The sequence below is a fragment of the Robertmurraya korlensis genome, assembly GCF_023715225.1.
GTDB lineage: Bacteria > Bacillota > Bacilli > Bacillales > Cytobacillaceae > Robertmurraya_A.
Genome location: NZ_JAMBNS010000003.1, coordinates 15746 through 32362 on the forward strand (window position 1 = coordinate 15746; position 16617 = coordinate 32362).

Annotated in this window: 16 protein-coding genes and 1 pseudogene; 4 read left to right on the forward strand and 13 right to left on the reverse strand. The window is 35.9% G+C overall.

What is annotated here, in order from left to right:
- Positions 1 to 2: 2 nt before the first annotated feature.
- From M3175_RS06605 to M3175_RS06625, 5 genes are all read right to left on the reverse strand, one after another.
- Entirely contained in the window at positions 3 to 983 is a 981-nt protein-coding gene (locus M3175_RS06605) for an ABC transporter permease (protein ID WP_251516341.1), read from the reverse strand.
- Positions 964 to 2460: a sugar ABC transporter ATP-binding protein gene (locus M3175_RS06610; RefSeq protein ID WP_251516343.1), complete on the reverse strand. Its 1497-nt coding sequence runs from the start codon at positions 2458 to 2460 to the stop codon at positions 964 to 966. The genes M3175_RS06605 and M3175_RS06610 overlap by 20 nt, the downstream gene beginning before the upstream one ends.
- Before the next feature lie 57 nt (positions 2461 to 2517).
- The gene (locus M3175_RS06615) at positions 2518 to 3687 is read right to left on the reverse strand and encodes a substrate-binding domain-containing protein (RefSeq protein WP_251516345.1); all 1170 of its coding nucleotides are present in this window, start codon (positions 3685 to 3687) and stop codon (positions 2518 to 2520) included.
- Positions 3688 to 3890: 203 nt separating this feature from the next.
- Positions 3891 to 4886, reverse strand: coding sequence for a LacI family DNA-binding transcriptional regulator (locus M3175_RS06620; protein ID WP_251517646.1), 996 nt, complete (start codon positions 4884 to 4886; stop codon positions 3891 to 3893).
- 200 nt (positions 4887 to 5086) lie between these two features.
- A complete protein-coding gene (locus tag M3175_RS06625; protein ID WP_251516349.1) occupies positions 5087 to 5803 on the reverse strand; it encodes a LytR/AlgR family response regulator transcription factor in 717 nt (238 codons plus the stop codon).
- A 190-nt stretch (positions 5804 to 5993) separates the two neighbouring features.
- Between M3175_RS06625 and M3175_RS06630 the strand changes: the two genes are divergently transcribed.
- Positions 5994 to 8558, forward strand: coding sequence for a substrate-binding domain-containing protein (locus M3175_RS06630; protein WP_251516352.1), 2565 nt, complete (start codon positions 5994 to 5996; stop codon positions 8556 to 8558).
- Between the two features lie 350 nt (positions 8559 to 8908).
- The gene (locus M3175_RS06635) at positions 8909 to 9679 is read left to right on the forward strand and encodes a TerC family protein (protein ID WP_251516354.1); all 771 of its coding nucleotides are present in this window, start codon (positions 8909 to 8911) and stop codon (positions 9677 to 9679) included.
- A gap of 7 nt (positions 9680 to 9686) precedes the next feature.
- Here the strand turns inward: M3175_RS06635 and M3175_RS06640 are convergent.
- Positions 9687 to 9824: pseudogene (locus M3175_RS06640) on the reverse strand (citrate transporter); the annotation flags it as partial.
- A 171-nt stretch (positions 9825 to 9995) separates the two neighbouring features.
- Here M3175_RS06640 and M3175_RS06645 point away from each other — a divergent pair.
- Positions 9996 to 10481 (forward strand): CBO0543 family protein, encoded by a 486-nt coding sequence (locus tag M3175_RS06645; RefSeq protein ID WP_251516356.1) that lies wholly within the window; start codon positions 9996 to 9998, stop codon positions 10479 to 10481.
- Positions 10482 to 11265: 784 nt separating this feature from the next.
- On the opposite strand, the gene M3175_RS06650 is transcribed toward M3175_RS06645, so the two are convergent.
- The 7 genes from M3175_RS06650 to M3175_RS06680 all read right to left on the reverse strand — a co-directional run bounded on the left by M3175_RS06650 (position 11266) and on the right by M3175_RS06680 (position 15989).
- Positions 11266 to 12531, reverse strand: coding sequence for an FtsW/RodA/SpoVE family cell cycle protein (locus M3175_RS06650; protein WP_251516359.1), 1266 nt, complete (start codon positions 12529 to 12531; stop codon positions 11266 to 11268).
- 5 nt (positions 12532 to 12536) lie between these two features.
- Positions 12537 to 12947: a PadR family transcriptional regulator gene (locus M3175_RS06655; protein WP_251516360.1), complete on the reverse strand. Its 411-nt coding sequence runs from the start codon at positions 12945 to 12947 to the stop codon at positions 12537 to 12539.
- Position 12948: 1 nt separating this feature from the next.
- On the reverse strand, positions 12949 to 13482 hold the full coding sequence (locus tag M3175_RS06660; RefSeq protein ID WP_371321668.1) for a sigma-70 family RNA polymerase sigma factor: 534 nt from the start codon (positions 13480 to 13482) through the stop codon (positions 12949 to 12951).
- Between the two features lie 210 nt (positions 13483 to 13692).
- Positions 13693 to 14022, reverse strand: coding sequence for a hypothetical protein (locus M3175_RS06665; RefSeq protein ID WP_251516365.1), 330 nt, complete (start codon positions 14020 to 14022; stop codon positions 13693 to 13695).
- Between the two features lie 283 nt (positions 14023 to 14305).
- Entirely contained in the window at positions 14306 to 14497 is a 192-nt protein-coding gene (locus M3175_RS06670; RefSeq protein WP_251516368.1) for a hypothetical protein, read from the reverse strand.
- A gap of 221 nt (positions 14498 to 14718) precedes the next feature.
- Positions 14719 to 15321, reverse strand: coding sequence for a VanZ family protein (locus M3175_RS06675; RefSeq protein WP_285852215.1), 603 nt, complete (start codon positions 15319 to 15321; stop codon positions 14719 to 14721).
- A gap of 293 nt (positions 15322 to 15614) precedes the next feature.
- Positions 15615 to 15989 (reverse strand): hypothetical protein, encoded by a 375-nt coding sequence (locus tag M3175_RS06680; protein WP_251516370.1) that lies wholly within the window; start codon positions 15987 to 15989, stop codon positions 15615 to 15617.
- A gap of 202 nt (positions 15990 to 16191) precedes the next feature.
- On the opposite strand from M3175_RS06680, the gene M3175_RS06685 reads away from it, so the two are divergent.
- Positions 16192 to 16542, forward strand: a complete 351-nt coding sequence (locus M3175_RS06685) for a CBO0543 family protein (protein ID WP_251516373.1) — start codon at positions 16192 to 16194, stop codon at positions 16540 to 16542.
- Positions 16543 to 16617: the final 75 nt, after the last annotated feature.

Genomic DNA, 16617 nt, shown 5'->3' on the forward strand with positions numbered 1-16617 from the left:
ACCTATCGCTTCATCGCTTTCTTACCGAATGCCACCGCCAAGATGATGATAATTCCTTTGATAATCATTTGCTGACTGACATCCAGACCCATAATGATCAAACCATTATTAATCGTACCAATCATGAGGGAACCTACAATCGTTCCGATAATCGTTCCTACTCCGCCGAACAAGCTAGTTCCACCAAGAATAACCGCTGCGATAACAGAAAGTTCATCGCCTTCACCGAAAGAAAAACGTCCTGCATTCATACGGCCTGCATAAAGAAGACCAGCTAAACCAGCCATTAATCCTGTACCTAGGAAAACCATTAACTTGATTTTCATTGTCTTAACACCAGAGAACCTTGCAGCATTTTCATTTCCGCCTGTCGCTAGAACCTGACGGCCAAATGATGTTTTACGAAGTAACACATGAGCAATCACAGTGAATACGACTGTCCAAAGAAGAAGAACCGGGATCGGACCAATGTCACCTGAACCGAAGATGAAGTTGAAATTAGCATTTACAATTGGAACTGGAGCCGTGTCAGTTACCCACATTGCAAAACCCTTGATCGCTCCCATTGTTCCAAGCGTTACTAAGAAGGAAGGAATCGCTACTTTTGTTACAAGTAAACCATTGATTAATCCAACTACTAGTCCTGTTCCTACACCGCCAATAAGTCCGCCGATGATGCCATACCCTGCTTGAAGTGCTAATGCTCCGACTAATGAAGATAGAGCGGCAATTGATCCAACCGAAAGGTCAATTTCTCCTGTACTAATAACAAATGTCATTGCCAACGCCATTAAAGAAATGGTGGCTGTTTGTCTAACAATATTTAACAAGTTCCCTGTTGTTAAAAACCCATCATCACTTAAGGTGATAGAAAAATAGATTAATACTCCTACAAAAGCGAAATAAACAATATAATTGCGCCACTCGAAACCTTTCAATACCGGATTTTCCTGCTTTTGTAAATTAGAAACCTTGGATTGCATATTGTAATTCCTCCTCTGATTTAATCTCCTTGCGCGTAATCTCTTTCTTTATTTTCCCATCATGCATGACGATTACACGGTCACTTAAGGCAAGCAGCTCTGGGAGTTCGGAGGAGACCACAAGGATCGCCTTGCCGCTTTCGGCCATTGCTCTGATAATGTCAACGATTTCCGTTTTAGCACCAATATCCACACCGATGGTTGGTTCATCCAACATAAGGACGGTAGGATCATTCGCAAGCCACTTGGCAAGGACGATTTTTTGCTGATTGCCCCCCGATAACAATCTGGCTTGTTTAAAAATATGATCGGTTTTAATATTGAGCTTCCGTACAAATTCATTACTAATGTCATTGGATTTTTTATTATCAATAAATGTTCCTTTTTTCACCTTCGAAAGAATGGGTAGAATCATATTATCCTTGACACTATGTTCAAGCACCAACCCTTGCATGCGCCGATCCTCCGGAATTAAAGCAAGACCGGAATCGATCGCATTTCTTGGATTCTTAATCGTTTGTTTTTGTCCGTTAACGTAGATTTCTCCACTTTCAATGGGGTCAATTCCAAAAAGATTTCGAAGTAATTCTGTTCTCCCGCTTCCCATCAGCCCGGCAATTCCGACGATTTCACCCGGTTGAATTTTAAGATTGATATCTTGAACCTTGCGGGCTGTTAAGTTTCTCACTTCAAATATTGGCGGTACGTCAGTCGCGTAAGAACGTTCCTTCCATTCAAAGGCCTGGTCAAACTCCATACCGACAATATGTTGAATAACGGTATCAAGAGTTGTTTCACTGCAAGTTTCCGTTGTAATGTATCGGCCATCTCGTAAAATCGTGATTCGGTCGCATATTTGAAAGATTTCATCCATCCGGTGAGAAATATAGATGATGGAATAACCTTTTGCTTTCAATTTGTTAATAAAACCAAATAGCACTTCTGTTTCATTTTTCGTTAAGGAAGAGGTTGGCTCATCCATGATCAGTATTTTTGCCTCTTGCGATAGCGCTTTGGCGATTTCTGTCATTTGCCAATAGCCAACGCCCAAGTTTTGGACAATATCAGAAGGTTTAATATCTACTCCTAATTCTTCTAGTAGCTTTTCTGTTTTCTTCTCACAATCTTTATCATCTAAAAGTCCCATCCCTGTTTTCTTCTCACGAGTAAGAAAGATATTTTGGGCTACTGTAAGAGTTGGAATTAAACTAAACTCTTGGAAAATCATCGATATATTATTTTTTTGAGCCTCTTCATAGCTCTTAATGCTGACAGGCTTTCCTTCAATCGAAATTTCGCCGCTATCGGCAGTATAAACACCGGTAAGGATTTTCATTAACGTCGATTTTCCGGCACCATTTCCCCCCATCAAAGCGTGAACCTCACCCTTTTTGACGGAGAAATTGACATCCTTCAGTACAGGGATCCCATTAAATGCTTTATTGATATTTTTCATTTCGAGAATAGGTTGATCCATCTAAGTTCACCTTCTTTTCGTGATAGGGACTGCTTTCAACAGCCCCACGGATTGTTATTATTTCATTGCATCTTGAACTGTTTTTGGAGCATCTACCCCGTAGATAAGCTTCCAAGAATCCAATACATTTTCTTTTGTTACTTTAATGGATGGTGAAGCAACATAAGCAGGTGCATCTTTTCCTAATAGGCCATAACCAGCGAGAATCGCTTGTGCTACACCCTGGTCATATGGCAACTGTGCTCCAAGTCCTTTTACAAGTCCATCCTGTGCAATCGAGATTGCTACGTTCGTTCCTAAGTCAACAGTTGTCACAACTAAATCGTTATTACCAGCAGTACGGGCAGCCGCCATAACGCCTTCAGCCGGTACATCCCATGGGGCAAAGATTCCATCAAGGTCTCTATTTTTTGTAAGCATTGCAGAAGCTACTTTCTCAGCATCGTTTGGACCAGTAATACCGCCTTCTGCTACAATTTTAATATTTGGATATTTTTCTTTGATTCTTGCTTCGAATGCATCAGAGCGATTTTTGGTTACGAAGAAATTTACATCGTGATACACAATCCCAACTTTACCTTTTCCACCAAGTTTTTCAGCCATAATGTCAGCCGCTGTTGCGCCGTTACCAATGTTGTCACCGGATACAATACTAATGTAATCTTTTCCAGCAATAAGGCCTTCTGCCGCTCCATCCATGAATACTAACTTAACGCCTTGTGCAATAGCCTTTTTATAAGCTGGTGCAGTGGATACTGCATCAACTGGAACAGAGATCATAATATCGGGTTTTTTAGCTAAAACGGTTTCAATATCGTTTACTTGCTTTTCTGCTTTAAACTGTGCATCTGTAACAGCAACTACTTCAATACCCATCTTCTTAAATGTATCTTGCATTGCACCTACTGCAGCATTCATATAGTCAGTACCGGAGTAATGCATAACAATAGCTGCTTTATATTTTCCATCTTTAATCTTTTTAAGTTCTTCCTCATTTAGTTGTAATGATTTTGCAGAAACAGCTTGTTCGCCATTTGGTCCTTTATCTTGTACTTCTAAATCCGGAATTGCTGGATTGATCGTTAATGGCCCTGATGCAGTTTCTGAATAGTTTTCATTCTTTTGTGTCTTTGTTTCACCAGAAGTGGATTTATTACCACCACAACCGGTTAGGAAAATGCTTAAAATGAATAATAGTAATACCGAAAGTGAAAAACTCTTTTTCATGTCATAACCCCCACATTGTTTGTTATTTACATTAAGCTCGTTATTTGTTGGCACCACCTTAAATCTTAAGTGTGGCACCACCTCCTTTTCATAAATTGAAAGTTTAGTAAATTTCGTCTAGTAATCGTTTACATATATAAGAGAGAATAAAAATCTCTTGTATTTTCAAAAATGCAAAGGATTACATTTCTTAATAAAATTTTTTAAATAGTTCCGACGGACTCCCTTACAACCAACTGGTCAGCTAAGATAATTTGCTCGCGTTTGACTTCCTCTTTGTGAATGAGCTTCATCAGTAATTCCATCGCATTCTCACCAATTTCGAATGCTGGCTGTGCAATCGTTGTAAGAGCCGGTTCAAATATGGAGGAAAATTTTAGATCATCAAAACCTAGAACCGAAATATCCTCAGGAACCTTAAGATCCTTTGATTTAATCGCCTTAATCACTCCCATTGCCATATCATCGCTTGCAGCGAAAATCGCTGTTGGGAGTTGGCCAAGAGCGAAAAACTTCATCATTAGATTAAAACCACTATCAAATGAGAAATCCCCCTCCTGGACTAACACCGGGTCAACAATAAGGTTTTTCCTTGCCATTGCCTGATAAAATCCTTTGAGGCGGTCACGGCTCAATACGATATCGAGAGGTCCCGTGATGCAACCGATTCTTTCGTGTCCCAAATCGATTAAATATTCCGTTGCCTTTCTGGCACCACTGATGTTATCAATCGAAACAGTTGGGATCCTGGAGCCTTCAATATATTCACATGCCAGCACCACTGGAAAACTTCGGGCCACCTCTTCAACAGCTGCTGCATCCATTCTGGCGGTTAATAAAACCATTCCATCTGCTTTTTTTTGCTGCAGAATGTTTAAATACCCCTTTTCTCGTTCCACATCATTGCCTGTATCACCGAGTAAAACCTGATATCCTTTTGCAACAGCGACAGCTTCAATCCCCCTTAACACCTTTGAAAAAAAGGGATTTGTAATGTCAGGTACAACAACTAGGATCGTCTTCGTTTCGAGCCTTCTTAGCTGGCGCGCTATGAGATTAGGCTGATAATTCAATGCTTCAATCGCCTTTAACACTTTTTCCGTCGTCGTTTCCCTTACTGTTTCAGGCTTTGTTAAAACTCGAGATACTGTGGCAGTAGAAACATTAGCTTTTTTTGCTACATCGACAATCCCAACCATCATTATTTTTTCCTTTCCTGTATCTATACTCGGATTGTAATCGTTTACATACCTAACGTCTAATCGCCTTTAGACATGCTTTTTGTCCATTTAGCTGATAGTTTCTTTCATTCAGAAAGCCCTTTCATTCATTCAAACAAAAAAAGCAAAATAAAAAAAAAAATAAGACTCAGTAATTATTCATTACTAAGCCTTACTTTTTACAACGATTTACATTTTTGTAATTCAACTAGCTTATGCTTAGAGATCCTTGCTGTTTCTTCGTAATTTTTAAAATGGGCTATATACGTTTGGCCAGCCACTTCAATTCTCGTTAAATACTGCAAATTGATAATAAAAGAACGATGAGAAACAACAAATCGCGAATCAAGGAGCTCCTCCAGATTGGTTAATGCCTCATTTATTTCCATTTTTTTATCAATCGTATGAATGACGGACTTTCGGTCTGCTTTTTCAATAAAAATAATCTCGTCTAATGAAATAAAGGAATATTGATTTTGTTGCTTAATCATTAAATCCTTTTTGACAGGAGCAGATGGCGGAACCGTGCCGGTTTTCTTCAAATAGGCTGCTGCCCGCTCTAAAGCGGAATAAAGCCTGTCTCGCTCAATCGGTTTCATAATGTAATCGATTGCATTCACTCCAAAGGCTTCCAGCGCGTATTCATCATGGCCTGTGACAAAAATAACCTGCAAGGTTGGCAGAATTTTTTTACACGATTTAACAGCTTCCATTCCGTTCAATAAAGGCATGTTAATATCCACTAACACGATGTCGGGCTTTTCCATCATTACCTTGTTGATTAAATCCTTACCATTTACTGCTTCTCCGACAATTTGATAGTTCGGAACAGATTTAATCAGATGCTTTAATAATTTTATTGATGTTGCATTGTCCTCTGCAATCAAAATTTTCATAAATCATCCCTCATGTAATTAGGTTTGGTTTAAACTATATCACATAACGTATTAACTAGATAATCTGTGAAAAAATGAAATAAATGGATTCCTATTTTTTGTTAGTAGGCAATCTAACTGCATACAGTATAAGACAGTACATCCGGCTTAGGTAGTTTTTTTCGAATCGAAAGGGAATGGTGGAGAAAAAATGGAAATCTTTTATAAAGATAATTTATATAAGGAAGTTCTTCGGACCATGTCGGAGTGTGTAATTATTCTTGAAAAGTCGGGGAAAGTGGTTGCTCTAAATGAAAATGTAGAAAAAATATTGGGGATTAAATCAGAGTTTTTAACTGAATCCAGCTTGATGCAACTAGAATATATAAATGAAGACGGATCACCGTTACCCTATTCTCAGTTACCAGGAATAATAACACTTAAGGATGGTATTCCTTTCCATGATTTCATATTAGGTATTATCGACGGGAAAAAGGAACCTAAATGGATCTCAGTCAATTCAACGCCTCTTAAAATTGTTGATAAAGAAGAACATGCTTCCCTTGTTACCATTTCTGATATCACCGAACGAAAAAACATGGAAAATGCCTTAATTCAAGCTAAAGAAGAGGCAGAAAAAGCAAATATGGCGAAATCCGACTTTCTTTCTAAAATGAGTCATGAACTCCGTACACCATTGAATGGAATCCTTGGTTTTGCACAGCTATTAGAAATTGAAAAAAACCTAAATGATGAGCAGCGTGATTTTGTCCAAGAGATTTTAAGTGGAGGGAGACATTTATTAAGTTTAATTAATGATATTTTAGATTTATCAAGAATAGAATCGGGCCAGATAAAAGTGTCGATCGAAGAGATTGATCTTCTGACGATTATCAATGAATGTATCAATATCGTGCAGCCCCAGGCCAACAAGAAGAGAATCTGTATACATAACCAATTGGATCAATGGAACAACATATTTGTTCTTGCTGATCCCATTCGTCTTAAACAAATCTTTCTTAATCTTCTCGATAATGCGATCAAATATAATCGGGAGGGTGGAAAAGTTAGGATCTTCTCTTATTTCAAAGGGAACGAGCAGATTATTCATGTTGCGGATACAGGGGTCGGAATTTCAGTTGAAGAATATCAAAAGGTATTTGTTCCATTTTACCGAATTGAAGGGACACAAGAAGAAGGTACAGGTATTGGATTGTCTTTAGTAAAACAGCTCGTACAGCTAATGGGGGGCAAAATTAGTGTAACGAGCCAAAAAGGAATAGGTAGTGATTTTTTCTTTAGTCTGCCGCTTCCAAATGAATTAAAGGCGGTAATGAGATGGGGTGAAGAGGCTGAACTTACTGAGAAAAATATCCCTAAGGAAGATGACTATCGTTTGTTATATATTGAAGATAACGAGTCGAACTTAAACTTAGTAAGGATAATCATGAAATCTCAGCCTTCTTATACACTTTTATCAGCCCGAACAGGAAAAGAAGGATTAGAAATGGCTGCGAACAAAAAAGTGGACTTAGTTCTGCTTGATTTAAATCTTCCCGATATGCATGGCTATGAAATATTTGATAGGTTAAAAACAATAAAACAAACAAAGGATATTGCAGTAATTGCTGTTAGTGCCAATGCGCTTCCGCAGGATATTCAATATACATTGGACAAGGGGTTTGATAATTATGTAACAAAACCCTTTAATGTAAGAGAGTTTTTGACCATCATAAGAGAAACGCTGAATAGTACGATTAACCAAAATATTCCGGATAATGAAATTTTAAGCACAGGGCCGTATGGAGAGGAGGCTCTTTCAGCCAAAACACTCCAGTTATCTATGAAAGACCTGAAAAAGCTTAAGGGAATGAATTATAAGGTAGCTATCGCCATGCACTATACTGAAAATGATTTTTCAACAGCAATCATTAATGGTTTGAAAGATACTTTTGAAAAAATGGGTATTGAAGTTGTTGCTGTTACTGATGCACAATTTAATCCTGAAAAACAATTAACAGATATCGAATTCATCATGGCTAAAAAACCAGATGTTATCGTTAGCTTACCAGTTGATCCATTGGCAACTGCTCCCGCATTTAAAAAGGCTGCAGAAGCAGGAATCAAACTAATTTTTATGGATAGCATGCCTGAAGGATTAGAATTTGGCAAAGATTATGTGAGTGTTGTTACATCTGACAACTATGGAAATGGTATATTTGCAGCCGAGATTATGGGAAAAGAACTTAAAGGAAAAGGTAATATTGGTGTTATTTTCCACAGTATTGATTTCTTTGTAAATAATCAGCGAGTAGAAGCATTCGAAACTACGATTAAAGAAAAATATCCAAATATTAAAATTGCTGCACGTACTGGAATTTCCACCCCAAACGATGCGGAAAAAGCAGCTTCAGGTATGTTAGCAAAAAATCCAGATTTAGATGGTATTTTTGCTATTTGGGATGAACCCGCGGAAGGAGCACTAGCTGCAGCACGTAAAGCAGGGAAAAATGATATAGTCATTACGACCGTTGATTTGGGAAGTAATGCGGCTTATCAAATTGCTTCTGGAGGAAATATTAAAGGTCTTGGAGCACAATTACCTTATGAAAATGGAGTAGCACAAGCAATTATTGTGGGATATTCATTACTTGGTAAGGAAGTAGCACCTTTCTATGTTGTACCAGCCATGAAAGTAACAAAAGAAAATATCTTAAAGGTTTGGAAACTGGCTTATCGTCAAGATCCTCCATATGCCATTAAAAAGTACTTTTAATTAGTATCACCACCAATATTACCATATAAAAAGGAGAGGCCGGATTCATGTTGAAACTTGCCTCTTATTTACGACCTCTTTTCTCTCAGATTTCGCTTCATGAACAACTAACTCATAGAAACTGTTTTCTCTAAAAACCTTCTACAAAATGCGGGCGGTGACAATGGTTTTCTTATTAAGCAGAACTGCCTGGTTTAGATAATCGTTCTACCGTGAGAGTACAATAACTTCAACAAAAAGCGTCATTCCCTTCTCGGATCATCGTACCTAGTATTTGAAGAAGTAATCGGAATATAAAAATCTGCTCTGGGTAAAGTAGCAATAGGACCGTTTGAAGGAGGCTATTTTTAATGGATACAGCCCTTATACTAGAATATCTATGGGTATTAATCGTATTAATTGGTTTAGAGGGTATTTTGGCTGCAGATAACGCATTGGTTATTGCAATAATGGTTAAACATTTGCCGGAGGAAAGGAGAAAAAAAGCACTCTTCTATGGACTTGCAGGTGCATTTATTTTTAGATTCGGTTCACTTTTTATTATTTCTTTTTTAGTTGATGTGTGGCAGGTACAGGCAATCGGTGCCTTGTACTTATTGTTTATCTCTATTACCCACATTATTAAGAAATTTGTATTAAGAAAAGGAGAAAATAAGAAGACAGGTGTTGAAAAACAAGGATCTGGCTTTTGGATGACAGTATTGAAAGTAGAACTAGCCGATTTAGCATTCGCCGTGGATGCTATACTCGCTGCAGTTGCATTTGCTGTTGCATTGCCCGAGACTGGAATGCCCCGAATTGGTGGTTTAGATGGAGGACAATTTTTGGTCATTCTTGCAGGCGGAATAATCGGACTTGTTATTATGCGTTTTGCAGCTAATTTCTTTGTTGGAATTTTGCACAAAAAGCCAGGTCTCGAAACCGCAGCCTTTCTTATTGTAGGTTGGGTTGGTGTTAAATTAGCGGTATATACTCTGTCTCACCCTGACTTAGCATATTTACCTAAAGGTTTCGCAAAATCTCCTGAATGGAAACTAACGTTTTGGACAGTGTTGTTACTCATCGCTATACTAGGTTGGTTTCTATCGAAAGAAAAAAAAGTTGAAGAAGAGTCATCTTAGAATTTTTTCCAATTAATAAATGCGCGGCTGCTACTAATGGACTCAATACTTGTACCGGTTGACCAAGAATAGAGGCTCTTCCTATTTCAGCTGCACTTATTCCATAAGGTTCAGCAGTTTGTGCAATAATAGGAAGTAGCCAAAATAAAATGGTAAAGTGGTTGTTTTTTTATGAGAAAATATTGTTATTTATTTATCCCCTTAATGTAGGGGGGATGTGTCACTTGTTCTACGTACTGTGTTTTATAAACTTTAGAAAAAGAACATATTTCAACCTCTTTAGAGCAATCTAAAAAAGAGTAATAGGAGGTATAATATGGGTACTAAATTTGAAAAGAATCTATTGAGATTAATCACTGGAATTGGGATTCTTTCGTTTATTAATTTATTAAGAAAGCCTCCCTTAAAGGATTGGTTAATAATATTCCTATTAAAAGGTTACATAGCATCGATTCTAGACAACTTACTTGTTAAAAAGGGCTATTTACAGTACCCAGTAAATTTATTTAAATTTTTTGACATAAGCGCAGTATTTAGTTATTTAGTGTTTCCTGTCAGCTGCATTTATTTTAATCAAGTAACTAAGAACTCAAATATTTTTGGAATCTTGTTTAAATGTTTGCTATTCAGTCTTCCATCGACACTATTTGAACACTGGCTTCAAAAGAACACAAAGTTAATTAAATATAAAAAGTCTTGGTCCTCATTTCATAGCTTTTTCTCAATTGCATCTACTTTTTTAATTGTTCGATTTCTTATGGGAATAATTAGACGAGTTGCAAATAAACAATCACAATATTGATTGTTTATTTTGTTGATAGTTGGGTTCTATTGTTCAGCTCCTTATTAAATAAACCCGCCCTTTTGTTGAATAAGGATTTTTAAGAGGGGCGATTCGTGTTAATAGAAGTTTTGCGTAGCATTTTAAAAAAATAATAAACGTCTCAACCCAGTGATACCATCCGGTTGGGACGTTTGCAGTTAAATCAACAAATAACGTTAAATAGTATTATACGAATTGTTGAAGTGCCTTTTCTATTATTATACTGTTCCTCTTTTTCTGACTCGAGTGACACAAACATACTGAACTGATGTTTTTCCAGTGTCTTTTAGATAAATTTAGAGCATCTATTTTATTTATTTGTACCTGGAATCGATTTTATTTAAGGTTGCGACATGGATTAGAAATGACACAAAGATACTTAATATAAAATGACACAATAATACTGAAAGACTTTATGGTTTTAGTATTATTGTGTCACTCGTCATTTTTTCTAACTGGTGTTACTTCTTATAGGTCCACTTCACCGTTACCACCATAGGCGATATCCCTAAATTAGTACTCTCAAAAGGAAACCTTTTTGATATAAAAGGGGCCCTTCTAAGATAGAACTCACTTGCAGCAACATTGAAGTCCTTTTGAAACATGTTATTTAATAAAAGCCCCCTTTTCTTTAAGTGTAATTATTCACAAAGATAATCCTCTTATATATGGTTTCTACAAAACATCAGACCAAAAAACGGCCATCGTTAGTGACAGCCGTTAAATAAGCTTAAACAAACCCCTCTTAACTCTTATAAAAATATCATATACTTAAAGTTATATTTTTCCTATGATACACGCTTAATACTATCCCAATTAGAAAGGAATTTAAAACAGTTGGTGTTAGTCCGTAGCTAATAAAAGGTAATGACATTGATATTAGGGGCAGTAAACCAAGCACCATTCCAACATTATATACAAACTGGACAGATAGTAATGAACATACACCTAGGATTAGTTGTTTACCGAATCGATCCTTTATTTGTATAGAAAGTACGATCATTCTAAATAGAAGCAACGAAAGTAGAACGAGTAGAAACACAGCTACTAGCCAACCATAAAAATAGGTGATATTTGCAAATACCATATCTGTTGTTAATTCGGGAATAGGGTTTGCAACCTCCTGCTTCCCAAACCATCCACCACTGTTTATGAAGTCTTTTAACCTTAAGTACATATAACCTGCGTCTTGTGCGTAATCCTCTGGATTTAAGAATGCCAGTAATCTAACCCATTGGTATTCTTTAGTAGTTAACAAAAGAAGAACTACATAGATAAGAAGAAGACCAAAAGAGACTCCAATAGTTGTATATATGGCCTTTTTACTGATGGAACTAGAAATAAATAAAGTTAACACCAAAATGGAATAAATAAAAACATCTGTAAGGCTTGGTAATCGCATAATCAAAATCACAGTAATCAAGTAAACACTAAATACTACGCTTAATCTTGGTTTTTCTTTAGATAGATAGAACGCCCAAAACATTAAAAAGAAAGGCAATAAAGAGTTCCCACTGATAGTAAACCCCATTATTCGAAGATATGAAACGCCATTAAGCATCATATTCGGAAAAAAGTTAAGTGTTAGTAATAAACTGAGTGCTACAATAAGAAATAGATAGCCAAGTTTCTTAATTTTTCTATAATCAATCACCATAACAGTAATAGAAACTAATATCCCTAATACAATATAAATGGTTTGTTTAATCATTAGATTTTCCGAGTAATATTCTTGTACATTGATAATTGGTAGGATACCCATTGAGATAATGATAATAAAAAGGCCAAAAAGTTTCCAATCGAATATAGGTCGATACAGTTTATTAAAGTGAATTCCAAGGTCTTCAGGGCTACCCATCTGATTTATGGCCTTTTCTTCCGCTTCGTTTTCGTTTGCCCCGTTAGATACTAATTCTGACTTAGACATCTTCAGATGATAATTTAGCTCTTTGTAGACAACTTCCTTCGCTTCTCTTGATTTTATGTATTGCATTACTTCGGTTAAGAAATGCTCCTTAAGATTAGTCATATTTATTACCTCTCCAATATTTCTTTTAGAAAGTAAGCTTTGCTATTACCTTCGTTTTGAAGGTTCTTCAATAATTTTAACCCCTTGGTACTAAGCTGATAGTATTTAACATCAGGTTCTTCCCAGTAAGTGTGAAGGTAACCTTTATGTTCGAATTTATGTAAGGACATATAGAGGAATCCCTCTTCGTTCTCAAACTTTTCAATTCCTCTTGCACGGAGCAGTCTACTCAATTCAAAACCCGTACGTTTTTCTTTGAGTAACTGAAAAATGGCTAATAATATATCCTCTTCTGAAGTGGAAGATAGCTGGTCAATTTGTCGTCTAATGCTACTTTTATGTTTCTCAGTAAAGTTAAGGTCCTGTAAAACAGTTCTTTTCATAGCATTTTTTATGTTCTTTAAACGGTCTTCCATGTTATACCTCCAAGCTCTCTTTTAAGATTTCTTTTGCTCGTTTTAGCCTGGTCTTAATCGTATTCTGATTTACACTTGTTAGGTAAGAAATTTCCTTAATCGATAATTCCTCGAAGTAGTATAAATATATAACTTCCCTATATGAATCTGGCAAGCTCAATATTGTTTTCGCTAATTCTTCGTCTTCATATCTCTGTATAACTTGGACTTCCACTTCTTTCTCTTTGCTTGGGGTATACCTTACTTTTTCCTCAGAAACAATGATGTGTTTATAATACCAACTCCTTAGATAGTCCTTGCAATGGTTGATTGCAATTCTCCAAATCCAGGACTTTAAAGAAGATTTCTTTTGATATTGGTCCAATTTTTGATAACATTTCACAAATATCTCTTGCGTTAGGTCTTCTGCAATCTCCCTCTTACCTACGTATGAATAGGTAAGGTGCAATAACGATTGGCCATATTCATCCATTAGTTGATCTATTAGTTTCTCCCTATCATGAACGATAAGGTCTTCAATGATACTTTCTTCCAAGGCACTCTGCTCCCTTCCACCCATTAGACGATTCTAAAACAAAGAAAGTTTTAGTGCCATTAAAGAAAATTATTTTAGACATAAAAAAAGAGCTAGGATATAACCTATGCTCTGAAGCTTGTTTTGTTATTCAATAATTCTGCCTCTTTAGTCGAATAAATAAAGCTCCTACTCAGGAGCTGGTTCTATATAGGAATAATTATTCTAGGATTAGTAAGAGACTTCAGAATTTACCTTATATTTGATGAAGAATAAAACCCAATATACAAATAGGTATAGAAAACCTATAACTGCGTATATAGACCAGATTGAACCTTGTTGTAGCTGAGCAGCTAAGTGTTCAATTTCATTGATACCTTTCGCTCTTCCTATACTATTTAACATACTAATAATTGGAACGGTAATCGTTATGCCAATTGCAATAATCGACAAGCCTAACATTCTCTTTTGAATAACATTCAAAATCCCTAATCCTAATGTTAGAAATAGAAATAGATAGTAAATTAACCATACCCAACTAGGAAGTGTCTCCCAATACATATTTATCACCTCTATTTGATATGTATTTTTTGATTTATTTTACCATTAAATTCCTGCGATTAGGTTGGTTTTCTCTTTTTCTTATTCCACAAAACTGCTTCTTTTGTGGAATAAGAAAATAAGACCACCTCAGCGATCACATCCTTAACTCTTGCCCTCGTTTGTTTAAGTGTATCGGTTCACATCTTAACTTAATCCCATTATCACCTTTAATCCATTACAGGAATCCACGCTAGTGTAATAAGGAAAGGAGCCTGAGACTGACTTGGAGATTCAAGCATACTTACTCTTTCTTTTTATAATCCTTCCCATTAACAGCCCAGTCAAAGAATGCATAGACTAAAGTAAATATTAAAGAACGGAATATGTTAAAAATTAGATTTAAGTCCTTTTCAGTGCTGTAATCAAAGGATATTAACCAGATGACAAAAGAAGAGAATAATATCAGGTAAGCATTTTTTCTAGATTTTCTCATAAACTTTAACACCTTATTCCCCACCCTTAATTCATTCTTGTTGTATTAACTTGCTTCTATTGTTACACAACATTGCGCTACTCAGGGCAACTTCTAATACTACGTTCAAAGAGCAGGAAAAGTTTCTTATTGAAGAAACCTGCCCCTTTTCTACAATAAGAGGTTCCATTACAAAGACTATTAATCCTTTAGAATAATGCCCGTTAATTTCTTCTTATTTCCTAATGTGTACTATAACTCTTACTGTTTTTTCTAGCTACTATTGGCTGTACGAAATTTTTAAAGATCATAATAGTTAACTTATAAAACATATACCCTAGATAGGAACCCAGCACATTAAAAATAACATCATCTATATCGGTTACACGACCAAATGCTCCAATTTTAATTTCCCAGTACTGTGAAAACTCAATCAATACCGATATACATAAGCCGAGTAATAGGGTCTGCTTTAATTTAAAACTCTCCCAAAGCAAAGGAACTAAATAACCTAGAGGCATCAACAATAGTATATTTCCACCGATATTTCTAATAATTAAACCAACCATAAACCAGGTATCACCACTATAAGCAACACCAATTTGACTGAGATCATGAAAAACAGCTACTAGTGGGACCCAATTGACTGTCATATAGGCTGTAGATAAACCTGAATCTATCTCCCTATCATATATAATTGGAAATGGAAATAATGTTACTGAAACAACCATGCATAAGTATAACGCAAATAAAAATAACAGGGTTTCTTTTCCCCATAAATTATGTTCTTTTTTCAAGTACTTCCTTAATACAAAAGACCCTCTAATAAAAAAGTACAAAGTCATACCAACCAAAATAAACACAATACCATTCAGAAGTAACAAGCCGACACTACCTCTCTTTCAATTTAACAACCATCTCTATTTTACCATATTTAGGTAATTATGTATGTTAGTTTATTGTTTTGAGGTGCATTCCAATTACATGAACATGAAAAAGAATGGTAATAGAAGTTTCCCCCATCCCCTTCGCAGACTTTATTGAACTAAACTGCCCCGTTAGTGCAATAATAAAAAGCCACTATTATGGCAGCCGGATTTTCAAGTCTTGTATCTGTGAGCTTAATATGAATTCGTACTTACCGAGTAAAATGTTCTTTAAAAATCTGTTTAAAATAAGGCTTAAAATCAATTTCAATCATTTGTTCAGTGTCCTCATTAACAACTGTTAATAGCACCCTTGAATGGTCTTTCTTATCTGCTGTAATTTCAAATTTATCAACCCGTTTCAGGTCCAAAAGTGATAACAATCTATTTGAAGCCCGTTGAGTTACTTGTATTTTGACTTCACCATAAGAGGGAGAAAGAGTAACAATAAAGTCTTCCTCTCCATTAGAAAATCGGTATGTTGCTTTATTATAATAAAATGGCAAGTCTTTCGAAGTGTTATCTAATAACATTGGCTCACACTCGAATAACGAAAGAAAGTCGTTTTCTTCTGGAAATATAGCCATTTTCCCATCACCTTTTTTATCACTATTTTAACAGTTTCTTGTTCAACTATCCTGCATCGTTAGTTCAACAAGTACTATTTTCTCTATTGCACATTATTTTCGTTATGCCACAGAATAATGTTTGCTGTCATGTATGTTTAACTATATATTTTGTTAATAATTTCATTGAAGACTCATCCTATAAAAGTACAAGGTGAATAATATGTCTACAATTGAAAAAATGGATAAATATGTTAATGAAACTCAAGAAATTGTTAAGCATGCAATTAACCTTTGGCATCAAGAAGTTATTTTTTCATGGCGCTGGTGGTTTGGTGTAATTTTAACTATACTAGCATGGTTCTTATGGATGAAATTCCACAAGAAGGAGAGTAGATATAGACTTTTGTTAGCGGGCTTTTTCGTAATGACAATCTCCGTCATTTTAGACGCTTTAGGTGTACAAATTGGCTTGTGGTCATATAGATATGAAGTTTTCCCCATTATACCTGCTTATGTTCCTTATGACTTAGCTCTAATGCCCGTAGTAATTATGAGCTTAATCCAATATTAACCTAACTACTCACCGATCAAAAAGGCTGTCTTATTTGGTATCTTAACTGCTTTTTTAGGAGAAACTCTTATTGTA